This window comes from Streptomyces sp. NPDC001530, assembly GCF_042894545.1.
GTDB lineage: Bacteria > Actinomycetota > Actinomycetes > Streptomycetales > Streptomycetaceae > Streptomyces.
Window position 1 is genome coordinate 244,605 of record NZ_JBIAVS010000014.1, and the last position, 26,052, is coordinate 270,656.

General features: G+C 69.8%; 21 protein-coding genes. 12 read left to right on the forward strand and 9 right to left on the reverse strand.

The genetic code is table 11. The features are described from left to right. Positions 1-37: 37 nt before the first annotated feature. The 6 genes from ACFY0T_RS28970 to iolC all read right to left on the reverse strand — a co-directional run bounded on the left by ACFY0T_RS28970 (position 38) and on the right by iolC (position 7,173). Positions 38-838, reverse strand: a complete 801-nt coding sequence (locus tag ACFY0T_RS28970) for a GntR family transcriptional regulator (RefSeq protein WP_388876583.1) — start codon at positions 836-838, stop codon at positions 38-40. Positions 839-919: 81 nt separating this feature from the next. Continuing rightward, positions 920-2,413, reverse strand: coding sequence for a CoA-acylating methylmalonate-semialdehyde dehydrogenase (locus ACFY0T_RS28975; protein WP_388876586.1), 1,494 nt, complete (start codon positions 2,411-2,413; stop codon positions 920-922). A 27-nt stretch (positions 2,414-2,440) separates the two neighbouring features. After that, positions 2,441-4,312, reverse strand: coding sequence for a 3D-(3,5/4)-trihydroxycyclohexane-1,2-dione acylhydrolase (decyclizing) (iolD, locus tag ACFY0T_RS28980; RefSeq protein ID WP_388876589.1), 1,872 nt, complete (start codon positions 4,310-4,312; stop codon positions 2,441-2,443). Next, positions 4,312-5,196, reverse strand: a complete 885-nt coding sequence (iolB, locus tag ACFY0T_RS28985; RefSeq protein WP_388876592.1) for a 5-deoxy-glucuronate isomerase — start codon at positions 5,194-5,196, stop codon at positions 4,312-4,314. Before iolB ends, iolD begins: the two co-directional genes overlap by 1 nt. 22 nt (positions 5,197-5,218) lie before the next feature. Continuing rightward, positions 5,219-6,097, reverse strand: a complete 879-nt coding sequence (locus tag ACFY0T_RS28990; protein WP_388876595.1) for a deoxyribose-phosphate aldolase — start codon at positions 6,095-6,097, stop codon at positions 5,219-5,221. A gap of 119 nt (positions 6,098-6,216) precedes the next feature. Continuing rightward, entirely contained in the window at positions 6,217-7,173 is a 957-nt protein-coding gene (iolC, locus tag ACFY0T_RS28995; RefSeq protein WP_388876598.1) for a 5-dehydro-2-deoxygluconokinase, read from the reverse strand. Between the two features lie 293 nt (positions 7,174-7,466). Here iolC and ACFY0T_RS29000 point away from each other — a divergent pair, with 293 nt between their 5' ends. From ACFY0T_RS29000 to ACFY0T_RS29025, 6 genes are read left to right on the forward strand one after another with little or no spacing between them, the layout of a single operon-like run. Next, on the forward strand, positions 7,467-8,486 hold the full coding sequence (locus ACFY0T_RS29000) for a sugar ABC transporter substrate-binding protein (RefSeq protein ID WP_388876601.1): 1,020 nt from the start codon (positions 7,467-7,469) through the stop codon (positions 8,484-8,486). Between the two features lie 5 nt (positions 8,487-8,491). Continuing rightward, entirely contained in the window at positions 8,492-9,565 is a 1,074-nt protein-coding gene (locus ACFY0T_RS29005; RefSeq protein ID WP_388876604.1) for an ABC transporter permease, read from the forward strand. 9 nt (positions 9,566-9,574) lie between these two features. Then, on the forward strand, positions 9,575-10,486 hold the full coding sequence (locus tag ACFY0T_RS29010; RefSeq protein ID WP_388876607.1) for an ATP-binding cassette domain-containing protein: 912 nt from the start codon (positions 9,575-9,577) through the stop codon (positions 10,484-10,486). Between the two features lies 1 nt (position 10,487). Further along, positions 10,488-11,390: a sugar phosphate isomerase/epimerase family protein gene (locus ACFY0T_RS29015; protein ID WP_388876610.1), complete on the forward strand. Its 903-nt coding sequence runs from the start codon at positions 10,488-10,490 to the stop codon at positions 11,388-11,390. 26 nt (positions 11,391-11,416) lie between these two features. After that, positions 11,417-12,436, forward strand: a complete 1,020-nt coding sequence (locus tag ACFY0T_RS29020) for a Gfo/Idh/MocA family protein (protein ID WP_388876613.1) — start codon at positions 11,417-11,419, stop codon at positions 12,434-12,436. 21 nt (positions 12,437-12,457) lie between these two features. Beyond that, on the forward strand, positions 12,458-13,315 hold the full coding sequence (locus ACFY0T_RS29025; protein WP_388876616.1) for a sugar phosphate isomerase/epimerase family protein: 858 nt from the start codon (positions 12,458-12,460) through the stop codon (positions 13,313-13,315). Here ACFY0T_RS29025 and ACFY0T_RS29030 read toward each other — a convergent pair. Both ACFY0T_RS29030 and ACFY0T_RS29035 read right to left on the reverse strand, forming a co-directional pair. Then, the gene (locus ACFY0T_RS29030) at positions 13,312-15,075 is read right to left on the reverse strand and encodes a SpoIIE family protein phosphatase (RefSeq protein ID WP_388876619.1); all 1,764 of its coding nucleotides are present in this window, start codon (positions 15,073-15,075) and stop codon (positions 13,312-13,314) included. The two genes, ACFY0T_RS29025 and ACFY0T_RS29030, sit on opposite strands and share 4 nt — an antisense overlap. 203 nt (positions 15,076-15,278) lie before the next feature. Beyond that, the gene (locus ACFY0T_RS29035; protein ID WP_388876622.1) at positions 15,279-16,367 is read right to left on the reverse strand and encodes a LacI family DNA-binding transcriptional regulator; all 1,089 of its coding nucleotides are present in this window, start codon (positions 16,365-16,367) and stop codon (positions 15,279-15,281) included. A gap of 194 nt (positions 16,368-16,561) precedes the next feature. Between ACFY0T_RS29035 and ACFY0T_RS29040 the strand changes: the two genes are divergently transcribed. The 6 genes from ACFY0T_RS29040 (at position 16,562) to ppk2 (ending at position 25,079) form a co-directional block, all read left to right on the forward strand. After that, entirely contained in the window at positions 16,562-17,488 is a 927-nt protein-coding gene (locus ACFY0T_RS29040; RefSeq protein ID WP_388876625.1) for a carbohydrate ABC transporter permease, read from the forward strand. Between the two features lie 4 nt (positions 17,489-17,492). Continuing rightward, positions 17,493-18,440, forward strand: a complete 948-nt coding sequence (locus tag ACFY0T_RS29045) for a carbohydrate ABC transporter permease (protein ID WP_388876628.1) — start codon at positions 17,493-17,495, stop codon at positions 18,438-18,440. Positions 18,441-18,529: 89 nt separating this feature from the next. Beyond that, positions 18,530-19,867, forward strand: coding sequence for an ABC transporter substrate-binding protein (locus ACFY0T_RS29050; protein ID WP_388876631.1), 1,338 nt, complete (start codon positions 18,530-18,532; stop codon positions 19,865-19,867). A gap of 72 nt (positions 19,868-19,939) precedes the next feature. Further along, positions 19,940-21,985 (forward strand): beta-galactosidase, encoded by a 2,046-nt coding sequence (locus ACFY0T_RS29055; RefSeq protein WP_388876634.1) that lies wholly within the window; start codon positions 19,940-19,942, stop codon positions 21,983-21,985. Positions 21,986-22,038: 53 nt separating this feature from the next. Further along, positions 22,039-24,105 (forward strand): glycoside hydrolase, encoded by a 2,067-nt coding sequence (locus tag ACFY0T_RS29060; protein WP_388876637.1) that lies wholly within the window; start codon positions 22,039-22,041, stop codon positions 24,103-24,105. 170 nt (positions 24,106-24,275) lie between these two features. Then, positions 24,276-25,079, forward strand: a complete 804-nt coding sequence (gene ppk2 / locus ACFY0T_RS29065; protein WP_388876641.1) for a polyphosphate kinase 2 — start codon at positions 24,276-24,278, stop codon at positions 25,077-25,079. Between the two features lie 5 nt (positions 25,080-25,084). Here ppk2 and ACFY0T_RS29070 read toward each other — a convergent pair whose 3' ends face one another. Continuing rightward, on the reverse strand, positions 25,085-25,975 hold the full coding sequence (locus ACFY0T_RS29070; RefSeq protein WP_388876644.1) for a universal stress protein: 891 nt from the start codon (positions 25,973-25,975) through the stop codon (positions 25,085-25,087). Between the last annotated feature and the right edge of the window lie 77 nt (positions 25,976-26,052).

The following is a 26,052-nucleotide window of genomic DNA, read 5'->3' on the forward strand; positions in this document are numbered from 1 at the left end:
CGTTCGCCCTCATCGTCGGACGACCGCACGCACGCGCTCATGTCCGCACGAGCAGCTGGAACTCGAACGCGTACCGCGAGGCGCGGTAGATGTGGCTGCCGTACTCCACCGCGCGGCCGGTGTCGTCGTAGGCCGTGCGCCGCATGGTGAGCAGGGCGGCGCCCGCGGGTTCGTGCAGCCGTTCGGCCTCCTCCGGTGTGGCGGAGCGGGCGCCGACGGACTGGCGGGCGCTGTGCAGGGTGATGCCGGCGGCGCGCATCATGCGGTACAGGCCGGTCGACTCCAGCCGGGCGGTGTCGACGTCCAGCAGTCCCTCCGGGATGTAGTTGCACAGGGCTGCCACGGGCTGGCCGTGGGTGAGACGCAGCCGCTCCACGCGGTGCACGCCGCTGCCCTCGGCGATCCCCAGGGCGGCCGCGACCTCGGCGGAGGCCGGCTCGATCTCGTTGTGCAGCACCTGGGTCGTGGGGCGCTGTCCGGCGGTCTCCAGGTCGTCGTAGAGGCTGCTGAGTTCCAGCGGGCGTTTGACCTGACTGTGCACCACTTGGGTGCCCACGCCGCGGCGGCGGACCAGGAGCCCCTTGTCGACCAGGGTCTGGATGGCCTGGCGGACGGTGGGGCGGGACAGGCCGAGCCGTCCCGCGAGCTCGACCTCGTTGCCCAGGAGGCTCCCCGGGCCCAGCACGTCGCGCTGGATCGCGGACTCCAGTTGCTGTGCGAGCTGGTAGTAGAGCGGGACGGGGCTGCCCCGGTCGAGCGCGAAGTCGATGTCCGCGAGCGTGGACGCGGCCCTCGCCCGGGTGGAGCCGGCGGTTCGGTGGGCGGTAACCCTTGCCATCGCATCGTCCTGACGGTCGGTCCTGAAGGCGGCCGGTGCGCAAGGCTGCGGGGCCGTTCCCGCACCGGCTGCCCCTTCGAGTCAGGAGTGGCTGGGGAAGCCCAAGTTGATGCCGCCGTCGGCCGGGTCCGGCCAGCGGGTGGTGATCACCTTGCCCTGGGTGTAGAAGGCGATGCCGTCGTTGCCGTAGATGTGCAGATCGCCGAAGAGGGAATCCTTCCAGCCGCCGAAGGAGTGGTAGCCGACGGGCACCGGGATCGGCACGTTGATGCCGACCATGCCCGCCTGGACCTCCAGCTGGAAGCGGCGGGCGGCGCCGCCGTCCCGGGTGAAGATCGCGGTGCCGTTGCCCCAGCGGGAGCTGTTGATGAGCTTGATGGCGTCGTCGTAGGTGTCGGCGCGCACCACGCACAGCACCGGGCCGAAGATCTCGTCCTTGTACGCGTCCGCCGTCACCGGCACCTTGTCGAGCAGCGAGACGCCGAGGAAGAAGCCGTCCTCGTGGCCCTCGACCGAGTAGCCCGTGCCGTCGACGACGACCTCGGCGCCCTGCTCGGCCGCGCTCGCCACATACGAGGCCACCTTGTCGCGGTGCTCGCGCGTGATGAGCGGGCCCATTTCGCTCGCCGGGTCGTTGCCGGGGCCGATCTTCAGGCCCTTCGCCCGCTCGGCGATCTTGCCGACCAGGTCGTCGCCGGTGTCACCGACGGCGACCACGACCGACACGGCCATGCAGCGCTCGCCGGCCGAGCCGTACGCGGCGTTGATGGCCTGGTCGGCGGCGAAGTCCAGGTCGGCGTCGGGGAGGACGAGCATGTGGTTCTTGGCGCCGCCCAGGGCCTGCACGCGCTTCTCGTGCTCGATGCCCTTGAGCTGGATGTACTTGGCGATGGGCGTGGAACCGACGAAGGAGACCGCGATGACGTCCGGGTGCTCCAGGAGGCGGTCCACGGCGACCTTGTCGCCCTGCACGATGTTGAGTACGCCGTCCGGCAGCCCGGCCTCGGAGGCCAGTTCGGCGAGCCGGAAGGAGGCGGAGGGGTCCTTCTCGCTGGGCTTGAGGACGAAGGTGTTGCCGCAGGCGATGGCGAGCGGGAACATCCACATCGGCACCATGGCGGGGAAGTTGAACGGCGTGATGCCCGCGACGACACCCAGCGGCTGGCGGATCGAGGCGACGTCGACCCGGGTGGAGACCTGCGTGGACAGCTCGCCCTTGAGCTTCTCGGAGATGCCGCAGGCCAGCTCGACGATCTCCATGCCGCGGGCGACCTCGCCGAGCGCGTCCGAGTGCACCTTGCCGTGCTCGGCGGTGATCAGCTCGGCGATCTCGTCGCGGTGCGCGTCCAGCAGCTCGCGGTACTTGAACAGGATCGCCGTGCGCTTGGCGAGCGAGGCGCTCCCCCAGCTCTCGAACGCGGCCTTCGCGGTGGCGACGGCGGCGTCCACCTCGTCGACCGAGGCGAAGCCGACCTGCTTCTCCTGGGCTCCGGTGGCCGGGTTGTAGACGGCGCCGAAGCGCCCGGAGGTGGACTCGACGGGCTTGCCGCCGATCCAGTGGGTGATGGTCTTCATGGTGCGGGCCTTTCGTGAGCGGGGGAGTCAGAGGTGGCGTCGGCGGGCAACGACATGGCCGTCGTACCGTTCGCGGGCGGTCAACGCGGCGTCACGCGTGGCCACTTCGGCGACCGGTACGTCCCACCACGCCTCGGCGGGCGGGGCGGTGGGCGTCGGGTCGGTCTCGACGTAGACGCAGGTGGGCCGGTCGGAGGCGCGCGCCGCGGCCAGGGCGTCGCGCAGTTCGCGTACGGTCTTGGCGCGCAGGACGTCCATGCCGAGGCTGGCGGCGTTGGCGGCGAGGTCCACCGGGAGCGGTGCCCCGGAGAAGGTGCCGTCGGCCACGCGGTAGCGGTAGGCGGTGCCGAAGCGCTCGCCGCCGGTCTCCTCGGAGAGGCCGCCGATGGAGGCGTAGCCGTGGTTCTGGATGAGGACCAGATTGACGGGCAGGCCCTCCTGCACGGCCGTGACGATCTCCGTCGGCATCATCAGATACGTACCGTCGCCGACCAGGGACCAGACCGGGGTGTCCGGTGCGGCCTGCTGGACGCCGATGCCGGCCGGGATCTCGTAGCCCATGCACGAGTAGCCGTACTCCAGGTGGTACTGGCGCGGGCTGCGGGCTCGCCACAGTTTGTGCAGGTCGCCGGGGAGCGAGCCGGCCGCGTTGATGACCACGTCGTCGTCGCCGACGACGGAGTCCAGGGCGCCGAGGACCTGGGTCTGGGTGGGCACGGCGGAGTCCTCGGCCCGGTAGGCCGCCTCGACCACGTCGTCCCAGCGTTCCTTGCCCAACCGGTACTCGGCCTCGTACGCCGCGTCGACGCGGTGGCCGGACAGCGCCTCGGTGAGCGCCTCCAGACCCGTCCGCGCGTCCGCGACCAGGGTGTGGGCGGCGAGCTTGTGGGCGTCGAAGGCGGTGATGTTGAGGTTGACGAACCGGACGTCGGGCTTCTGGAACAGCGTGTTGGACGCCGTGGTGAAGTCCGTGTAGCGGGTGCCGACTCCGATGATCAGGTCGGCGGTGCGGGCGATGTCGTCGCAGACGGCGGTGCCGGTGTGGCCGATGCCGCCGAGGTCGGCCCGGTGGTCGTACCGCAGGGAGCCCTTGCCCGCCTGGGTGGAGGCGACCGGGATGCCGGTGGCGTCGACCAGGGCCTTCAGCGCGGCCTCGGCCTCACTGTGGTGGACTCCCCCGCCGGCGACGATCAGCGGGCGCTCGGCGGCGCGGATCGCCCCTACGGCTTCGGCGAGTTCGAGCGGGTCGGGTGCGGGGCGGCGTACGTGCCAGACGCGCTCGGCGAAGAACTCCTCGGGCCAGTCGTACGCCTCGGCCTGCACGTCCTGCGGCATGGCGAGGGTGACGGCGCCGGTCTCGGCCGGGTCGGTCAGGACCCGCATGGCGTTCAGCGCGGACGGGATCAGCATCTCCGGGCGGGTGATCCGGTCGAAGTAGCGGGAGACCGGGCGCAGGGTGTCGTTGACGGAGACGTCGGCCTCGACGGGGTGTTCCAGCTGCTGGAGCAGCGGGTCGGCCGGGCGGGTCGCGAAGTAGTCGCCGGGCAGGAGCAGCACGGGCAGGCGGTTGACGGTGGCCAGGGCCGCTCCGGTGACGAGGTTGGTGGCGCCGGGGCCGATGGACGTCGTCACGGCCTGCGCGGACAGCCGGTTGAGCTGGCGGGCGTAGCCGACCGCCGCGTGCACCATGGACTGTTCGTTGCGGCCCTGGTGGAAGGGCATGGTGTCCTCACCGGCCTCCAGGAGCGCCTGGCCGATGCCCGCCACATTGCCGTGGCCGAAGATGCCCCAGGTGCCGGCGATCAGCCGGTGGCGTACGCCGTCGCGCTCGCTGTACTGCGCGGACAGGAAGCGCACCAGTGCCTGGGCGACGGTCAGGCGGCGGGTGGGGGTGCTCATCAGGACTTCTCCGGTGCCGTGTAGAGGGGAAGGCGGGGGTCGACGGGCTGCTCCGGCCAGGTGTCGCGGATCCAGGCGTGGTCGGGGTGGTCGCAGATCAGCCAGGACCGGTCGTCGCCGGGGCCCGCCATCACGTTGAGGTAGTACATGTCGTGGCCGGGTACGGCCATGGACGGTCCGTGCCAGCCGTCCGGGATGAGGACGACGTCGCCGTCGCGCACCTCGGCGAGCACGTCCGTGCCGCTGCCGTGGCCCGAGGGCGAGACCCGCTGGTAGCCGAGGCCGGGCGTGCCCTGGTGGGCGGCGAACTCGAAGTAGTAGATCTCCTCCAGCTCGGACTCCTCGCCGGGCCGGTGCTCGTCGTGCTTGTGCGGCGGGAAGGAGGACCAGTTGCCGCCCGGCGTGATCACCTCGACGGCGATCAGCTTGTCGCACTCGAACACCCCGGCGGCACCGAAGTTGTTGACCTGGCGGGAGCAGGTGCCGGTGCCGCGCAGCTCGACCGGCACGGACGAGGCGGGCCCGTAGCGGGCGGGCAGTCGGCGCTCGCAACGGGCGCCGGTGAGCGCGAACCGCCCGCCGTCGCGGGAGGCGATCGAGACTTGGGCGTCGCGGGGAACGTACGCGAAGTCGCTCACCCCGCTGAAGACGCTCTCGCGCCCCGCCAGCCGGAACGTGTCGCCGCCGACGGCGACGGTGCAGCCGCCGGACAGCGGGAGCACGATCCACTCGCTGTCGCCGGTGTCGAAGGTGTGCCAGCCGCCGGGCGGCAGTTCGAGGACGCGCAGGCTGGAGTGGCCCCAGCCGGCCGACTCGGGGGTCACCTCGACGGTGTAGCCGTCGGCGGCGGCCTTGCCCGCGGGAAGGTGGTGCGTGGTGGTCATCGGGGTGGCTCCTCTACGGGATTCAGAGCAGGCCGACCGCGGTGTCCACCGCGGTCTCCACGCTGCCTTCGGCGGGATACAGCAGCGACCGGCCGACGACCATGCCCTGGACGGTGGGCAGCCGCAGGGCCTTGCGCCATCTCTCGTACGCGCCTTCCTGGTCCCTGCCGACCTCGCCGCCGAGCAGCACGGCGGGCAGGGTGGAGGCCTCCAGCACCTCGGCCATGTCGTCGGGGTCGTTGGTGACCGGCAGCTTGAGCCAGGTGTAGGCGGAGGTGCCGCCGAGACCGGAGGCGATGGCGATGGACCGGGTGACGGCCTCGGCGCTCAGGTCGTTGCGGACGGTGCCCTCCACCCGGCGGGATATGAACGGCTCGACGAACAGCGGCAGTCGGCGCGCGGCCATGTCGTCGACGGCGCGGGCGGTGGTCTGCAGGGTCTCCAGGGAGCCGGGATCGTCGTAGTCGATGCGCAGCAGCAGCTTTCCGGCGTCGAAGCGGAGCCGCTCGATGTCCTCGGCGCGGTGGCCGGTGAAGCGGTCGTCCATCTCGAAGGAGGCGCCCGCGAGCCCGCCGCGGTTCATGGAGCCCATCACGACCTTGTTCTCCAGGACGCCCAGGAGCAGCAGGTCCTCAAGAATGTCGGCGGTGGCGAGGACCCCGTCCACCCCGGGCCGGGACAGCGCGACGCAGAGGCGTTCGAGGAGGTCGGCGCGGTTGGCCATGGCCAGGCGGTGGTCGCCGACGCCGAGGGCGCCGCGCGCGGGGTGATCGGCGGCCACGATCATCAGGCGGCCGCTGTCGCCGATCAACGGGCGGCGGACACGGCGGGCGGCCGCTTCGGCGATGGCCTCCGGGTGCCGGGCGCGCACCGTGACGAGGTCGGGGATGCTGATGCTCAAGACAGGCTCCGTTCAGGGGTGGCGTCGGTCGGCCGCGTACGAGGGGTTCCTCGGCGTCGGACTCGGTCAGTCGCGTACGAGGGAATCCGCGTACGGGGACTCCTCGGCCTCGGACTCGGTCAGCCGCGTACGAGGAGGTCCTCGACCTCGGACTCGGTCGGCATCGCGGAGGAGCAGGCGAGTCGGGAGGCGACGAGCGCGCCGGCCGCGTTGGCGTACCGGATGGTCTTCTCCAGCTCCCAGCCGGACAGCAGACCGTGGCAGAGCGAGCCGCCGAACGCGTCTCCCGCGCCAAGGCCGTTGACGACCTCCACCGGCACCGGTGGGACCTCGGCGACGGTGCCGTCGCGGTGGACGGCCAGGACTCCCTTGGGGCCCTGTTTGACGACGGCCAGTTCCACACCGGCGTCGAGCAGGGCCTGGGCGCAGGCCCGCGGTTCACGTACACCGGTGGCGATCTCGCACTCGTCGAGATTGCCGACGGCGACGGTGGCGTGGCGCAGGGCCTCGGCGTAGTACGGGCGCGCGCTGTCCGGGTCCTTCCAGAACATGGGGCGCCAGTCGAGGTCGAAGACCGTGGTGCCGGACTTGGCGCGCGCCTTCAGCGCGGCGAGCGTGGCCGAGCGGCTGGGCTCCTCGCTCAGGCCGGTGCCGGTGATCCAGAAGATCCGGGCCGCGCGGATGGCGAAGAAGTCCAGCTCATCGGTCTGGATCTCCAGGTCCGGCGCCTTGGGCCGACGGTAGAAGTACAGCGGGAAGTCGTCCGGCGGGAAGATCTCGCAGAACGTGACCGGCGTGGGGTACGCGGCGACAGGTGTGACCCAGCGGTCGTCGACGCCGAACTCCTTGAGCGCCTGGTGGAGATAGGTGCCGAAGGGGTCCTGTCCGGTGCGGGTGATCACCGCGGTGGACCGGCCCAGGCGCGCGGCGGCCACCGCGACGTTGGCGGCCGAGCCGCCGAGGAACTTTCCGAAGGACTCGACCTGCGCGAGCGGCACACCTGTCTGCAGGGGGTAGAGATCTACGCCGATGCGTCCCATGGTGATGACGTCGAAGGATTCAGCGGACTCAGGCATGCGTGACGCTCCTGATGCGTGGGATGCGGGCAACGGGGCGCCCGGATGCCTCTTAGGTGTAGGACCCACAGCAAGCTCCTGTCAAGACTTTGTACTGACATTCGGACCTGCTCCTGAAATGATGTCTTAACAAAGTATTGACAGCTGGGTGCAACAGGGACTTGTATCCCGTCCCAACGAAACAGCCGCGTCACCGGCTCAAGACCCGGACCTCCGTCCGGGCCCCGCACGGGCCACGCGCCCCGCGCCGTCCCGTTCCCTTTCCCCCGGTCGCACAGTGAGGTGCTGGAAAGATGGATCGCACGCTTCACCCCCGCTCTCGCAGAATCGCCCCACTCGTCGCGACAGTCGCGGCATCCGCGCTGCTCATAGCCGGCTGCTCCAGCAGCTCCGGAGGCAAGAAGGCGCAGGACAGCGGCGCCGACGCCTCCGCCGGCAAGGCCAACACCCCCCGCATGACGATCGCGATGGTCACCCACGCACCCCCCGGCGACACCTTCTGGGACACCATCCGCAAGGGCGCCCAGGCCGCGGCCGCCAAGGACAACGTCAAGCTGATCTACTCCAGCGACGCCAACGCGGGCAACCAGGCCAACCTGATCCAGAACGCGATCGACCAGAAGGTCGACGGCATCGCGATCACCCTGGCCAAGCCGGACGCCATGAAGGACGTGGTCGCCAAGGCCGAGAAGGCCGGCATCCCGGTGGTCGGCTTCAACGCCGGTGTGGACGACTGGAAGAAGCAGGGCCTGCTGGAGTACTTCGGCCAGGACGAGACCGTCGCGGGCGAGGCCTTCGGCAAGAAGCTCAACGAGCTCGGCGCCAAGCACAACATCTGTGTGATCCAGGACCAGGGCCATGTCGCCCTCGAGGCCCGCTGCGCCGGTGTGAAGAAGACCTTCAGCGGCAAGACGGACAACCTCTACGTCAACGGCACCGACATGCCGTCCGTGAAGTCGACGATCACCGCGAAGCTCAAGCAGGACAGCTCCATCGACTACGTCGTCACCCTCGGTGCCCCGTTCGCGCTGACGGCGGTGCAGTCGGTCAGCGACGCGGGCAGCAAGGCCAAGGTCGCCACCTTCGACCTCAACAAGGACCTGGTGAAGGGTGTCCAGGACGGTGACATCTCGTTCGCCGTCGACCAGCAGCCCTATCTGCAGGGCTACCTGGCGGTCGACTCCCTGTGGCTCTACAAGACCAACGGCAACTACAGCGGCGGTGGCGAGGCACCCGTGCTGACCGGACCGGCGTTCGTCGACAAGTCCAACGTCGACACCATCGCCACGTTCGCCGCGAAGGGTACCCGGTGATGACCATGAGTCAGGCAACGGCACCGGCGACGAGTCCCTCGTCGCCGGCCTCGCCGGCCACTCAGAAGGACGGCCGTGCCACGCAGCGCTCCCTGGGACGCAGGCTGCTCGCCCGCCCCGAGGTCGGCGCGCTGATCGCCGCCGTCGGCGTGTACATCTTCTTCTTCTCGGTGGCCCCCTCGTTCCGCGAGGCCAGTTCGCTGTCCACCGTGCTCTACCAGGCCTCGGTCATGGGCATCATGTCGATCCCGGTGGCCCTGCTGATGATCGGCGGCGAGTTCGACCTGTCCGCCGGTGTCGCCGTGACCACCTCGGCGCTCACCGCCGCGATCCTCAGCTTCCAGCTGACCACGAACGTGTGGACCGGTGTCCTGGTCGCACTGATCGCCTCCCTCGCCGTCGGCGCGTTCAACGGCTATCTGCTGGTCAGGACCGGACTGCCCAGCTTCCTGATCACCCTGGGCTCCTTCCTGGTCCTGCAGGGCGCCAACCTCGCCGTCACCAAGATCTTCACCGGCAACGTCGCCAGCGACTCGATCGCCGACATGGACGGCTTCGACCAGGCCAAGAAGATCTTCGCCTCCGAGGTCGGCATCGGCGGCGTGAACTTCAAGATCACCATCTTCTACTGGCTGGTGTTCGCCGCGGCCGCGACCTGGCTGCTGCTGCGCACCAAGTTCGGCAACTGGATCTTCGCCGTCGGCGGCAACCAGGACAGCGCCCGAGCGGTCGGCGTCCCCGTCAAGTTCACCAAGATCGCCCTGTTCATGGGCGTCGGCGCGGGCGCCTGGTTCGTCGGCATGCACCTGCTGTTCTCGTTCAACACCGTGCAGTCCGGCGAGGGCGTGGGCAACGAGTTCCTCTACATCATCGCCGCGGTCATCGGCGGCTGCCTGCTCACCGGCGGCTACGGCTCCGCCATCGGCCCCGTCATCGGCGCCTTCATCTTCGGCATGGTCTCCCAGGGCATCGTCTACGCCAACTGGAACCCCGACTGGTTCAAGGCATTCCTCGGCGTGATGCTCCTGGTCGCCGCCCTCGTCAATCTGTGGGTCCGCCGCACGGCGACCCGGAGGTGATCTGAACACATGACAACCAACGGAACCTCACCCGGCGCCTCCCTCGTCAAGGACGCCGCACCCCAGGACGGCACGCCCATCGTCGAACTGCGCGGCGCCGGCAAGGCCTACGGCAACATCCGCGCCCTGCACGGCGTCTCCCTGACCGTCCACCCCGGCAAGGTGACCTGCGTGCTCGGCGACAACGGCGCCGGCAAGTCCACCCTCATCAAGATCATCTCCGGACTGCACCAGCACACCGAGGGCGAGTTCCACGTCGACGGCCAACCCGTGCACTTCACCACCCCGCGCGAGGCCCTCGACCGCGGCATCGCCACCGTCTACCAGGACCTCGCCACCGTGCCGCTGATGCCGGTGTGGCGCAACTTCTTCCTCGGCTCCGAGATGACCAAGGGCCCCTGGCCCGTGCGCCGCCTCGACATCGCGCGGATGAAGAAGACCGCCGACGAGGAACTGCGCAACATGGGCATCATCCTCGACGACCTCGACCAGCCCATCGGCACCCTCTCCGGCGGCCAGCGCCAGTCCGTGGCCATCGCCCGCGCCGTCTACTTCGGCGCCCGCGTGCTCATCCTCGACGAGCCGACCGCCGCGCTCGGCGTCAAGCAGTCCGGTGTCGTCCTGAAGTACATCGCCGCCGCCCGCGACCGCGGCCTCGGCGTCATCTTCATCACCCACAACCCCCACCACGCCTACATGGTCGGCGACCACTTCAGCGTGCTCCGCCTCGGCACCATGGAACTCTCCGCCGACCGCAGCGAGGTCAGCCTCGAGGAACTCACCAACCACATGGCGGGCGGCGCCGAACTCGCCGCCCTCAAGCACGAGTTGGCTCAGGTACGAGGCGTCGACGTCGAAGAACTCCCCGAAGCGGAAGACCTCCAAGCGCCCGTGGCGGCCACCCCCGAAGGGACCTCCTGAGATGACCACCCCCCTCGACCGCATCCGGGTCGGCTCGGCCCCCGACTCCTGGGGCGTCTGGTTCCCCGACGACCCGCAGCAGGTCCCCTGGGAACGGTTCCTGGACGAGGTCGCCGACGCGGGCTACTCCTGGATCGAGCTCGGCCCGTACGGTTATCTGCCGACCGACCCCGCCCGGCTCACCGACGAGGTGAGCAAGCGTCAGCTGAAGGTGTCGGCCGGCACGATCTTCACCGGGCTGCACCGCGGCCCCTCCGTCTGGGAGTCCACCTGGAAGCACGTCAGCGAGGTCGCCGCGCTCACCCAGGCCATGGGCGCGAAGCATCTGGTGGTCATCCCCTCCTTCTGGCGGGACGACAAGACCGCCGAGATCCTGGAGCCGCCGGAGCTGACCGCCGAGCAGTGGGCCCACCTGACCAAGGGCATGGAACGGCTCGGCCACGAGGTCAAGGAGATGTACGGCCTCGACATCGTGGTGCACCCGCATGCGGACACGCACATCGACACCGAGGACCATGTCGAGCGCTTCCTCGACTCGACCGACTCCGACCTGGTCAACCTGTGCCTGGACACCGGGCACTACGCCTACTGCGGCGGCGACAGCGTCAAGCTCATCGAGACCTACGGCGAGCGGATCGGCTATCTGCACCTCAAGCAGGTCGACCCCGGCATCCTCGCCGACGTCGTCAAGAACGAGGTGCCGTTCGGCCCCGCCGTGCAGCGCGGTGTGATGTGCGAACCACCTTCCGGAGTACCGGAGTTGGAACCGGTCCTCGTTGCCGCGCAGCGCCTCGGAGTCGACCTGTTCGCCATCGTCGAGCAGGACATGTACCCGTGCGAGCCGGACAAGCCCCTCCCCATCGCCGTACGCACCCGTAAGTTCCTCCGCTCCTGCGGCGCCTGAACCACTCGAAGGGACCACCGAACACCATGACCCAGCGCGGAACACTCGGCGTCGCCGTCATCGGCACCGGCCGGATGGGGGCCGACCACGTACGCCGTATCACCGAGGTCATCAGCGGGGCGCGGGTGACGGCCGTCGCGGACCTCGACGCGGAACGGGCCAAGCAGCTCGCCGCGGGCATCGACGGCTGCACCGCGTACACCGACCCGGCCGCCGCCATGGCCGCGGACGACGTCGACGCCGTGATCATCGCCTCCCCCGGTCCGGCGCACGAGGCGGCGCTGCTCACCGCCTTCGAGCACAATCTGCCGGTGCTGTGCGAGAAGCCGCTCACTCCGGACGCGGCCTCCGCACTGCGCGTCATGGAGGCGGAGCAGAAACTCGGCCACCGACGCGTCCAGGTCGGCTTCATGCGGCGGTACGACGCCGAGTACATGAGGCTCAAGTCGCTGCTGGACGGCGGTGAACTGGGCCGGCCGCTGATGCTGCACAACCGGCACCGCAACGCCGACGTCCTGCCGTACTTCACCGAGCAGATGCTGATCAACGACTCCGTGGTGCACGAGATGGACGTCGCCCGCTGGCTGCTCGGCCAGGAGATCACGGCGGTCACGGTGATGAAGCCGAAGCCGTCCGGCAACGCGCCCGAGGGTCTGTCGGATCCGCAGTTCGTGGTCTTCGAGACCGACGGGGGCGTGCTGGTCGACGTGGAGATCTACGTCAACTGCCGCTTCGGCTACCAGGTGCAGGCCGAGGCGGTCTGCGAGAACGGCACGGCACGGATCGGCGAGGCACACGGGATGCTCGTCAACACGGCCGGACGGTGGGGCGGTTCCATCGCCCCGGACTTCGTGGAGCGGTTCGTGGACGCCTACGACCGTGAGGTGCAGGCCTGGGTCGATGCCACGCTGCGCGGCGAGGTCACCGGCCCCAGCAGCTGGGACGGGTACGCGACGGCGGCCGTCTGCGAGGCGGGCGTCCGCGCGCAGGCCGAGGGCCGCCGGACGGAGGTCGAACTGGTCGAGCGCCCCGCCCTTTACCGCTGACGCACCGCAAGGGACTCCCCCATGAAGATCGCGCTCGACCCGTACATGATCCGCCATGTGCCTCTGCTCGAACTGCCGTCCGTGGTTGCCGAGTTGGGCTACGAGTGGATCGAGCTGTCCCCCCGGGAGGACTTCATCCCCTTCTTCCGGCATCCCCGCGTCGACGACGGCACGGTCCGCGCCTTCCGCAAGGCGCTGGACTCCGCGGGCGTCGGCATCTCCTCGCTACTGCCGCTGTTCCGCTGGTCGGGGCCCGACGAGGACGACCGCAAGGCCGCCGTGCGGTACTGGAAGCGGTCCATCCAGATCGCCGCCGACCTCGGCGTCGACAGCATGATCTCCGAGTTCAACGGCCGCCCCGAGGCCGCCGACCGCTCGGAGGCCCAGTTCTGGAACTCTCTCGACGAGTTGCTGCCGGTGTTCGAGCGCGAGGGCATCCACCTCGCGCTGGAACCGCACCCGGACGATTTCATCGAGAACGGCTACGACGCGATCAACCTGATCCGCGGCATCAACCATCCGAACGTCACGTTCCTGTACTGCGCCCCGCACACCTTCCACATCGGCAACGACGCGCCCGGCATCATCGACTACGCCGGCGGCCTGCTCAGCCACGTCCATCTCGCCGACGCCTTCGACCACACGGCCTCCTCGGGCAACCGCTACATCCTCAACCCGCCCGGCACCCCGGCCCGTATCCATCAGCACCTGGACATCGGGCAGGGCGAGGTCGACTTCGACGAGCTCTTCCGCGAGCTGAAGGCCCACCACTTCGACGGCACGCTCACGGCCTGCGTGTTCGCCTGGGAGGAACGGGCCAAGGAGTCCTCAGTCTTCATGCGCGAGAAGATCCGCGAGTACCTCGCCGACGTGCCTTAGAGGTGGGTCAGGCGGTGCACGCGGGCGGCGAGCACGGCGACGTCGTCCTCTGCGGGGCCGCTCATCAGCTCGGCCAGGACATCGTCGACGATCTTCTCGAGGCTGTCTCGTGGGGAGAGTCTCAGGCGAGTGAGGCGGCGCAGAGAGTCGTCGATGTCCTCGTCCCGGCGTTCCACCAGGCCGTCGGTGTAGAGCAGCAGGGTCCCGCCGGGCACACCCGGGCGCGTGACGGTCTCGTACGAGCCGAACCCGGTGCCCAGCGGTGGACCCACCGGAAGGGGCACGATCTCGGTGTGTCCCTGCGGAGTGAGCCGAACGGGAGGCAGGTGTCCCGCATTGGCATACGAGACGGTGTTGACGCGGGGGTCGCCGAGGGCCAGCAGGCAGGTGGCGACTCGGTCGAAGCCGGAGTCGGCGACCATGCGGTCGGCGTGCTGGAGCATCTCGTGCGGCCGCAGCCCGGTGTCGGCCAGGGCCCGCAGCATGGACCGGTAGTGGCTCATGGCGACGGCCGCCTCGACTCCGTGGCCCATGACATCGCCGATGACCAGCAGGTTCCGGTCGTCGGACAGGGCCAGGGAGTCGAACCAGTCACCGCCGACCACCGTGGTGTCGTCCGCGGGCAGGTACCGGAAGGCGGTCTCCAGGTTCGGATGGGGCACGGTCGGCTCGGTCAGCAGGGCCCGCTGCAGCTCCAGGGCCATCGCATGCTCGCGGGCGTAGCGGAAGGCCCGGTCCAGGGCGCGGGCGGCGCGGGCCGCCAACTGCTGTGCCACCACGGCGTCTTCGCGCGTGAAGGCCGGTGAAGGGCCGACGCGGACCATCGACAGGGTGCCGAGCAGCCGGTCCTCGGTGCCGATGGGTGAGACGAGTACGGAGTGGACCCCGGCGGCGCGATACCGGGCGATCCGATCGGCGTGCGGCCCCGGTGGCACCTCGCCGGCCGCGAGGTCGTGCAACCAGGACTGGCCGGCGTCCAGGCGCTCCCGGACCGGCGATCCCGCCTCGTACTCCAGATACACACCGGCCAAGTCGATCTCTCTGAATCTGGCCCTGAGCTGCGGCACAACACTGAGCGCCGCCCTGCGCAGCCGCGTCACACCGGGCGGCGTCCGCTGCCGCCCGCCGGGCCGGTCCTCCAGGAACAGCTCCACCCCCGCGGCGTCCGCGAGCCCGGGCACCACGAAGTCGGCCAGCTCACCGCAGGTGGCGTCGACGTCCAGGGTGGTACCGATCCGGGCGGCCGCGGTGTCCAGCAGCGCCATCCGCTGATGAGCGCGCTCCAGCTCGCGCAGATACTGGCGCGGTTCGGTGAGCTCCAGGCCGATGCCGACCAGCCCGACGACCTTGCCGTGGTCGTCCTCCAGCCGGTGGTACGTCGCCCGCCACTCGCGGTGCGCGAAGGCCGAGGGAGCCTGCGTGGACCCGGTGCCGACCAGCCGGCGCGGCTGCCCGTCCCGCAGCACCTCGCGCAGGACCTCCTCGGCGCGACGCACCCCCGGCAGGACCTCGGCCAGGGTGCGGCCGAGGTGGGCCTGCACGGGCAGCCCGTTCGCCCCGGCCATCCGCGGGTTGACGTACAGATAGCGCAACTCGGTGTCGAGTACGGCCACCCCGGCCTGCGCGCCCTCCACGATGCGGCGCAGTATCCGGGACTCACGTCCGAGCGGCAGGCCCGCGACAACGGCGCCCGCCGCCGCCAGCACCGCCTCGACGTCGCTGGAGATCAGGGGCTGCGCGGCAGGAACATCCGGCTTCACCGGCATCCTCCTCGACTCCCGGAGTCTGCGACCCGCTGAACATCCATGATCCGGCACCCGGGCCTGCCGCGCACGCGCGTACGGTCGGAAGGCGGCCGGGCGCAGGCCCGAAATTCGTTGCGCACTCCCCCGAGCTCCGCGGCTCGGACACGCGGAGAGCGGCGGATACCGCTCGCGCTCGGCGTGTGCGCCGGAGCGCCGCTCTAGGCGTCCGCGGCAGAAGGGCACTGCGCGGTGCTGTCGCGCACCACGAGCCTCGTCGGGACGAGCGTGGTGCCGTGTTCCGCCCCCTCGTGGCGCATCCGCCGCAGGACACCCGCGACACACAGGCGTCCCACTTCGGCGAAGTCCTGCTGCACGGTGGTCAGCGGAGGCAGGAAGGAGCCGGCCTCGGGGATGTCGTCGAAGCCGATGACACTGACGTCGTCGGGAATCTTCCGGCCACGCTCGTGCAGGGCCCGCAACAGGCCCAGTGCCATCTGGTCGTTGGCGGCGAACACCGCCGTGCAGTCCTTCTCGCCGGCGAGTCGCAGGCCGGCGCGATAGCCGGACTCCGCCGACCAGTCGCCGCGTACGACGGGTGGCGGGACGCGGCCCGCCTCGGTGAGTTCGGCGCGCCAGGCGGCGGCACGGCGCTCGGCCGCGAAGGACTCCTCGGGACCGGCCAGATGCCAGACCGTGCGATGACCGAGGTCCAGCAGGTGCCGCACGGCCGCGCGCGCTCCCCCGGCCTGGTCGGTGTCGACCACGGTGTAGCGGTCGCCGGCGTCCGAGTCGGCGACCACGACCTGGACGTGGGGCGGCAAGGAGATGGTCGCCGCGTCGAGCAGGTGCACCTCCATGATGACGATGACGGCGTCGACGGCGAGCTCGCCCAGCCGGGAGAAGGCGCCGCGCACCTCGTCCTGGGTGGGGACGGCTACGGGCAGGAGCGTGACGGCGTAACCCTCCTGCGCCGCGGACGTGGCGATCGCCTCCAGAGTGCGCATATTGCCCGTGGTGGAGAGGTTGAAGGTGATCACGCCGATGGTGCGGAACTCGCCGCGCTTGAGGGCCCGGGCGGCGCTGTTGGGCCGGTAGCCCAGCTCCTTCATGGCCGCGAGCACCTGCCGCCGGGTCTCTTCGTTGACACCCGCGTACCCGTTGGACACCCGGGAGACTGTCTGCGACGAGACGCCGGCCAGGCGCGCGACATCCGCCATGGACGCACTCGCAGTGCGTCGCACGGCCCGTTTCCTCGTGCGCGTGCGTACCCCGTCCCTGCTCGTCGAGGCACCGTCCGCTGTGTCCACCCGTCTCCCTCGATTACCTGAATCGCCGTTTCATCAGGCGGCTCTTGACCACCGACATGGGGGCAGTGTAGACATGCCGCCATCAGATGTTTACGTAAACATAACAGCCCTTGACCCCATTGGGGCGTCGATGTTTGCGTAAACATCGAGCCGGCGCAGGAAGCCGGCTCCGCGATGGACGAGCGAGGAACGACATGACGACGCTGCAACCGCTGGCGGCCGCCGAGCCGCGGCCGGCACCACCTCCGGCGAAACGGGACCGCCGCTCCTGGACCGGGTGGGGGTTCATCGGTCCCTTCGTGGCCGTGTTCGCCCTGGTCTTCCTCGCTCCGATCGCGTACTCGATCTACCTGAGCCTCTTCCGCGACCAGCTCATCGGCGGCACCACCTTCGTCGGCCTGGACAACTACACACAGGCGCTGAAGGACGACCAGTTCTGGGCGTCCCTCGGCCGGGTGTCGCTCTTCCTCGTGGTCCAGGTGCCGATCATGCTCGGTATCGCCCTGCTGGTGGCCCTGGCCCTGGACAGTGGGCGGCTCTACGGCAAGAGCTTCTTCCGCATCACGATCTTCCTGCCGTACGCGGTGCCCGCCGTGGTCGCCACCCTCATGTGGGGCTTCATGTACGGCACGAAGTACGGGCTGGTGGGCGACATCAACGAGGCATTCGGTGTCACCCTGCCCGACCCGCTCTCGCCCGACCTGGTGCTGGCGTCGATCGGCAACATCGTCACCTGGGAGTTCGTCGGCTACAACATGCTGATCTTCTACTCGGCGCTGCGCGTCATCCCGAACTCGCTGTACGAGGCGGCGGAGATCGACGGCGCCGGACAGATCCGGGTCATCACCGCGATCAAGCTGCCCGCGATCCGGGGCGCCCTCGTCATCGCGACGATCTTCTCCATCATCGGCAGCTTCCAGCTCTTCAACGAGCCCAACATCCTGCGGCCGTTGGCGCGCAACGCCATCACGACGGACTACACCCCGAACTTCTACACGTACTCGCTGTCCTTCAACGGCCAGCAGCACAACTACTCCGCGACGGTGGCCATCATCATGGGCCTGATCACGATGGTGATCGCCTACGTCGTGCAGCTGCGCGGCATGCGCAAGGGAGCGTGACCCGATGAGCAGCCCTCTCACCACCGCCTCCCCCTCCGTACCCGCCCAGTCCACCGGCCCCGGCAAGAGCGCGCCGCGTCTGCGCGGCCCGCGCAGGCACACCGCCGGGCGGCCCAAGCGCAGCCTGCTGCTGACGGTGCTGACCTCCCTGGTGGTCCTCTACACCGTCGTGCCACTGATGTGGCTGGTCATCAACGCCACCAAGACCCAGGCGGGCCTAGCCGATTCGTCCGGGCTGTGGTTCGCCCACGACTTCGCCCTGTGGGACAACATCCGCGACACGTTCACATACGACGACGGCGTGTTCACGCGCTGGCTCCTGAACACCCTGATGTACGTGGTGCTCGGCGCCGGCGGTGCCACCCTCCTCGCGGTCCTGGGCGGTTACGCGCTGGCGAAGTTCAACTTCCCCGGCAAGCGCGGCATCTTCGCCACGGTCATCGGCGCGGTGGCCGTCCCCGGCACCGCCCTCGCGGTGCCCACCTTCCTGATGTTCAGCAAGATGGGCCTGACCGACACCCCGTGGGCGGTCATCATCCCCTCGCTGGTGTCGCCGTTCGGCCTCTACCTGATGTGGGTCTTCGCCACCGAAGCCATCCCCACCGAACTCCTCGAGGCCGCCCGCATCGACGGGGCCGGCGAGGCGCGCACCTTCTTCACGGTCGCCCTGCCGCTGCTGGCCCCCGGCATCGTGACCGTGCTGCTGTTCACCACGGTCGCCACCTGGAACAACTACTTCCTGCCGCTGATCATGCTCAAGGACTCGGACTGGTACCCCCTGACCCTGGGCCTGAGCGTCTGGAACTCCCAGGCGGAGACGATCGGCGGAGACGTGATCTTCAACCTGGTGATCACCGGTTCACTGCTCACCATCGTGCCGCTGATCGCCGCGTTCCTGCTGCTCCAGAAGTACTGGCAGTCCGGTCTCGCCGCCGGAAGCGTCAAGGAGTGACCCCGCGGTCCTCCGGCCGCCCCCTCAGCCCCACGCACGCGCACCCCCACCCTCACCTGTCCCGCCCACGAAGAAGTGGAAGCACCTCCATGCGCAGAAAGACCAGCCGCCTGCTGCGCGGCATCGCCCTTCTCTCCACCCTCGCCCTGGGCGCCACCGCCTGCGGCGGCTCGGACGACAGCTCCGACCAGAAGGCGGTCTCCGCCTCGGACATCCAGGCGGCCCTGAAGAAGGGCGGCACGGTGACGGTCTGGGCCTGGGAGCCCACGCTCAAGACGGTCGCCGCCGACTTCGAGAAGAAGTACCCCAAGGTCAAGATCAACCTCGTCAGCGAGCGGTCCGGCGACAAGCACTACACCGCCCTGTCGAACGCCATATCGGCCGAGAAGGGCGTGCCCGACGTCGCCCAGGTCGAGTACTTCGCGCTGAGCCAGTACTCCCTCACCAAGGGCCTCACCGACCTGGCCCCCTACGGCGCCGACAAGCTGGCCTCGAAGTACACCCCGGGTCCGTGGAACGCCGTGAGCGAGGGCAAGTCCGTCTACGGCCTGCCGATGGACTCCGGCCCGATGGCGCTGTTCTACAACAAGAAGGTCTTCGACAAGTACAAGATCGCCGTCCCGACCACCTGGGACGAGTACGTCGACGCGGCCCGCAAGCTGCACAAGGCCGACCCCAAGGTCTACATCGCCAACGACGCGGGCGACGCGGGCTTCACCACCAGCATGCTGTGGCAGGCCGGTTCGCGCCCCTACAAGGTCGACGGCACCAAGGTGAAGATCGACTTCTCCGACGCGGGCGCGAAGAAGTACACGGACACCTGGCAGAAGCTCATCGACGAGAAGCTTCTCGCGCCCATCAACGGCTGGACCGACGACTGGTACAAGGGACTGGGCGACGGCACCATCGCCACCCTGGCCACCGGCGCCTGGATGCCCGCCAACTTCGTCACCGGCGTGCCGAACGCCTCCGGTGACTGGCGTGCGGCCCCGATGCCGGCCTGGACCAAGGGCGACAAGGCGAGCGCGGAGAACGGCGGCAGTTCCCTGGCCCTGCCCGCGCTGGGCAAGAACAAGGAACTCGCCTACGCCTTCGTCGAGTACGCGAACGCCGGGGACGGCGTGCAGACCCGCGTCAAGCAGGGCGCCTTCCCGGCGACCACCGCGGAGCTTCAGTCCACCGAGTTCCAGAACACCAAGTTCGACTACTTCGGCGGGCAGCAGGCCAACAAGATCTTCGCCGACTCCGCCGCCAACGTCGCCGACGACTGGTCGTACCTGCCCTTCCAGCAGTACGCCAACTCGATCTTCAACGACACCGTCGGCAAGGCCTACGTCTCCGGCACCAAGCTGGCGGACGGTCTGAAGGCCTGGCAGGGCGCGTCCGTCAAGTACGGCGAGGAGCAGGGCTTCACCGTCGAGAAGTAGTTCCGAGCAGCAAAACAGGGCGGCGCGGCACGGTGCCGCGCCGCCCCCGTGCACCACACCGGAAGGACCACCATGATCTCCACCCTCCTGTCCCAGCTTCAGCACGGGCCGGACGGTGACCCCACCCCACGCCTCGCGTACGGCGCCGACTACAACCCCGAGCAGTGGCCGCGCGAGGTGTGGGAGGACGACATCCGGCTGATGCGCGAGGCCGGCGTCAACATCGTCTCCGTGGGGATCTTCTCCTGGGCCCGCATCCAGCCGGCCGAGGACGAGTGGGACTTCACCTGGCTCGACGAGATCATGGACCTGCTGCACGCGGGCGGCATCGGCGTCGACCTGGCCACCGCCACCGCGTCCCCGCCGCCCTGGCTCACCACGGCGCACCCGGAGATCCTCCCGGTGACCGCCTCCGGTGAGACGCTGTGGCCCGGTGGGCGGCAGCACTGGCGCCCCACCTCGCCCGTCTTCCGCGACCACGCGCTGCGCCTGGTGCGGAAGATGGCCGAGCGGTACGCGCACCACCCCGCGCTGGTGGCCTGGCACGTCTCCAACGAGCTGGGCTGCCACAACATCTACGACTACTCCGACGACGCCGCCCGCGCCTTCCGCGACTGGCTGCGCGCCCGCTACACCACCCTCGACGGCCTCAACCACGCCTGGGGCACGGCGTTCTGGTCCCAGCGGTACAGCGACTGGGAGCAGATCCTGCCGCCCCGCCTCGCCGCCTCCTACCCGAACCCCACCCAGCAGCTGGACTTCAAGCGCTTCTCCTCCGACGCGCTGAAGGAGTACCTGCGCGCGGAGCGGGACGTGCTGCGCGAGATCACGCCCGGCGTGCCGGTCACCACGAACTTCATGGTGATGGGCGGCACCAAGGGGATGAACTACGCCGACTGGGCCGGTGAGGTCGACTTCGTCTCCAACGACCACTACGTCATGCCCGGCCCGCAGGACCGGGACGAGCTGTCCTTCTCCGCCAACCTCATCAGCGGTATCTCCGGCGGACGCCCGTGGTTCCTCATGGAGCACTCCACCAGCGCCGTGAACTGGCAGCCCGTCAACGTGGCCAAGCGGCCCGGCGATCTGGCCCGCGACTCGCTGCTGCACGTCGCGCACGGCGCCGACGCCGTGTGCTTCTTCCAGTGGCGCCAGTCGGCGGCCGGCGCCGAGAAGTACCACTCGGCGATGGTGCCGCACGCCGGACCCGACAGCGAGCTCTTCCGCGCGGTGACCGACCTCGGCCGGACCCTGCGGACACTCGCTCCGGTCGCGGGGACCGAGCGCGAACCGGCCCGCGTCGGCATCGTCTTCGACTGGGAGTCCTGGTGGGCGAGCGAGCAGGACTCCCATCCCACCTCCCGCCTCGACTACCGCCAGGAAGGGCTCGACTGGTACTCCGCCCTCCTCGCCCTCGGCATACGGGCCGACGTCGTCACCGCGCAGTCCGACCTCGACCGGTACGAGCTGCTGATCGCGCCCGTACTGCACTTGGTCCCCGCCGCCCTGGCCAAGGAACTCACGCGGTACGTCGAGCACGGCGGCCACCTGGTCACCACGTACTTCTCCGGTGTCGTGGACGAGAACGACCACATCTGGCTCGGCGGCTACCCGGGAGCCCTGCGCGAGCTGCTCGGCATCCGCATCGAGGAGTTCGGTCCGCTGCTCGACGGCGAGACGGTCGAGCTGGATCCGGGCAGCACCGCCACGGTGTGGACCGACCGGATCACCGTCACCGACCCCGAGGTGGAAGTACTGGCCCACTACCGCAGCGGTACGCACGCCGGTCGCCCCGCCGTCACCCGCCGCGCAATGGGCCGCGGTTCGGCCGCGTACGTCTCCACCCGGCTGGGCACGGACGGCCTCACCGGTCTGCTGCCGAAGCTGCTCGGGCCCGCCGGTGTCGGCAGCGAACTGCCCGACGGCGCGCGGGGAAGCGTCGAGCTGATCGTGCGCCGCGACGCCGGCAGCCGCTATCTCTTCCTGGTCAACCGGACCGACGAGACGGTGCCGCTGACCGGACTCGCCGGGGAACTCCTGGTCGGCCGGGCCGGAGACGACGGCGCCCCTGTCCTGTCCCCCAGGGAGGTCGCCGTACTGCGGCAGCCCGCGACCTGACGTCCTTCTTCGTCCGTCCACCGAAGCGTCCATTCACGAGTTGGGAGCACACGTTGGCACGCCGTACCCGCACACGACGGCTTCTGGGCACCATCGGAGTCACCGCTCTGGCGACCGGGGCAGCCCTGGTCACCGCTCCACCGACGAACGCGCAGACCTCGACGGCAGCGGCGGCCGCCGCCGTCACCGTCCAGCCCGACCCCTCGTACAAGGAGCAGAGCTTCGAGGGCTGGGGCACCAGCCTGGTCTGGTTCGCCAACGCCACCGGCGGCTACCCGGCGGAGATCCGCGAGAAGCTCGCCCAGCTCCTCTTCGACGACGACGGCCTCGCCCTCAACATCGCCCGCTACAACATCGGCGGCGGCAACGCCCCCGATGTCAGGGACTACCTCCGGGCCGGCGGAGCGGTCGAGGGCTGGTGGAAGGCCCCGGCGGGCACCACCCGCACGGACACCGACTGGTGGAGCGCCGACGACGCGGCCGACTGGAACCCGGACGCCGACGCCACACAGCGCTGGTGGGTGGAGCGGATCAAGAACGACATCGACCACTGGGAGACCTTCAGCAACTCGCCGCCCTGGTTCATGACCAAGAGCGGCTATGTCTCCGGTGGCTTCAACTCCACCGAGGACCAGCTCAAGGCGGACTCCGTCGACGACTTCGCCGCCTATCTGGCGGGCGCGACCAAGCGGCTGGAGCAGGCCCACGGCATCAAGGTCGACACCCTCGACCCGTTCAACGAACCCAACACGGGTTACTGGGGTACCCGCCTGAGCGCCGACGGTCAGCCGGTCGGCGGCCGTCAGGAGGGCGCCCACATCGGCCCGGAGCTCCAGCAGAAGGTGATCCGCGCGCTGGCCCCCGCCCTCGAGCAGGCGAAGACCGGCACGGAGATCTCCGCGATGGACGAGACCAACCCCAGCCTCTTCACGCAGAACTGGAACACCTACCCCCAGGACGTGCGCGATCTCGTCGGCCAGATGAACGTCCACACCTACGGCACCGGCGGCCGTACCAGCGTGCGCGACCTGGCCAAGGCCGCGGACAAGCCGCTGTGGATGAGCGAGGTCGAGGGCGACTGGGGCGACGGCCAGAGCTTCACGGACATGCGGCCCGGGCTCGGCCTGGCCCAGCGGATGGTCGACGACCTGCGTGAACTCGAGCCCCGCGCCTGGGTGTTCTGGCAGCCCGTCGAGGACTACGACAACATGAAGCCCGGCGGGGAGTCCGCCAAGGGCGGCAACTGGGGCAGCATCCAGATCCCCTTCAGCTGCGCCTCCACGGACACGCTGGCCAGCTGCCCGATCCACACCAACACCAAGTTCGACACCGCCCGCAACTTCACGCACTACATCAAGCCCGGCGACCGGCTGATCAAGACCGACGACACCTCCAGCGCCGCCGCGGTCTCCAAGTCGGGCAACGCGGCGACGGTCGTCCACGTCAACAGCACGACCAACGCCCGTACGGTGACGATCGACCTGTCCAAGTTCGGCCACATCTCCCGCGACGCGACCGTGACGCCCGTGGTGACGAGCGCCGAGGGCAAGCTCGAACGGCAGACCCCCGTCGAGGTCACCGGCCGCCGGGCCACCTTCACCGTGCCCGCCCAGTCCGTGACGTCCTTCCTCGTCAAGGGCGTGTCCGGCGTGGCCAAGGACGCCGCCCTGCTCCAGCAGGGCCACACCTACCAGCTGACCGGCGTCCAGAGCGGCAAGGCGCTCACCGTGGCGGACGATGGCACCAAGCTCGTCATCAAGACCGCGGGCACGGATGCGGCCGACGCCGGACAGCGGTGGCAGCTTCGCCGGATCAGCGGCGACACGGGCAACCGGCAGCGGTATGTGTTCACCAACCCCGTCGAGGGCAAGCGGCTGGCCGTGCGTGACGGCGCCCCGGTGCTGGAGGCGGATCTCGGCGGACGCGACAAGGCCACCCAGTGGATCATGTCGACCACCGGCGACGGCAGCTGGACCCTGGTCAACGCCGCCACCGGCGGGCTCCTCGAGGTGGGCGGCCAGGCCACCGCCGACGGATCCGCCGTCACGATGTGGACGCCGAACTCCGGAGCCAACCAGCGGTGGAGGATCACCGACGTGACCGACCGGACCGCTTCGTAGCCCTTCGGGCAGCTCGTCTCTGCGCCCGCCGCTCCCACGGCGGGCGCAAGGCATCCGCTGTCCTCAGGCGCTCCAGGTTCAGTCGGCGACCTCGGGCCGTCTGGGGCATGGTGATTCCGAAAGGCATCGAGATACGTCGTCGAGGTACGTCATTCGGCTGAGGAGGCGGCATGGCCGGCAAGAAGGCGTCGCCGCTGCCGCGTGCGGCATACGAGCAGGAGTTGCTGCGGCTGCAGACGGAGCTGGTGAAACTTCAGGAGTGGGTGCGGACCGAGGATGCCCGGCTCGTGGTGATCTTCGAGGGGCGGGACGCGGCGGGCAAGGGCGGCACCATCAAGCGGGTCGCCGAGCACCTCAACCCACGCGTGGCACGGATCGCGGCGCTGCCCAAGCCGACCGAGCGCGAGCGCACGCAGTGGTACTTCCAGAGGTACGTCGAGCTCCTGCCGGCCGCCGGGGAGATCGTGCTGTTCGACCGCAGCTGGTACAACCGGGCCGGTGTCGAGCACGTCATGGGCTTCTGTACGAAGGAGGAGTACCAGCTCTTCCTGCGGCAGTGCCCGATCTTCGAGCGCATGCTGGTGGAGGACGGAATCCTGCTGCGCAAGTACTGGTTCTCGGTGAGCGACGCCGTGCAGCAGGAGCGGTTCCGGCGCCGGCTGAAGGATCCGACGCGGCGCTGGAAGCTGTCCCCGATGGACCTGGAGTCGATCACCCGTTGGGAGGCGTACTCCCGGGCCAAGGACGAGATGCTGGTGCACACGGACATCTCGGAGGCGCCCTGGTTCGTCGTGGAGAGCGACGACAAGCGCCGGGCCCGGCTGAACATGATGGCCCACCTGCTCGGCTCCGTTCCCTACCACGAGGTGCCACCGCCGGTGCTGGAGCTGCCGCCGCGGCCGCCGTCGACCGGATACGTGCGCCCGCCGCGCGATCTGCAGACCTACGTCCCCGATCACGCGGCGAGCCTCTGAGCCGGTCACGGCGTTCGCACCGGCTGCGGGACGACGGCCACCGGGCAGGCCGAGTGGTGCAGAACCGCATGGGCGACCCGGCCGAGCTGGAGCCCGAAGTGCCCCTGGCGGCGCTGGGCGCCGACGACGAGCAGGTCGGCGGTGGCCGAGACGTCGAGCAGCACCTTGCGGGCCGGGCCCTCGACAGTGCGCCGGTGGAGCTGCACGGACGGGTGGCCCGCGACGGCGGCGTCCAGCGCGGCGTCGAGGGTCTCCGCGGCTCGCTGCTCGCGGAGACGGGCGGGTTTCCCGGCGAGCAGGGGATGGTCGGTGGTCTCGTGCGCGGGGCAGCGCCAGGCCCGTACGGCCTCCAACTCGACCTTCCGTGCCTCCGCCTCGTGGAAGGCGAAGCGAACGGCCGCGGAGTTGTGCGCCTCCTCAGCGACACCCAGCACGATGCGCCGCCGTGTCCCGGACTTCGCCTGGTTGTCGTGGCTGCCGCGCAGCACGATCACCGGGCAGTCGGCGCGAGCGGCGACGGCGAGGCTGACCGAGCCGAGCAGCAGCTCGGCGATGCTGCTGCGACCCCGGGATCCAAGGACCAGCGCGGTGGCGTGGCGGCTCTCGCGCAGCAGGGCGGGCACCGGCTCTTCGGGCAGCACATCGGTGGAGATCTTCACCTTCGCGTCGCGACCATGTGCTCGCCGAGCGGCCGCGTCGACGATGTCCTCGGCCATCTCCTGTTCCGAGGGGCGATCCAGCCCCTGAGCGAGCGAGGTGCCCTCGTAGCGTTCCCACAGCGAGGCGTACACCAACCGCAGCGGCAGGCCGCGCAGGCCGGCCTCGTCCGTCGCCCAGTCCACGGCGCGCATGCTGGGCTCGGAGCCGTCCACGCCCACGACCAGCGGCAGCTCCATGACTCTCACTCTCCTTCGGGGCAGTCAAAGACGATCCGGGCGTCGACCTGGCCTTCCAGGACCTCCTGGAAGAATTC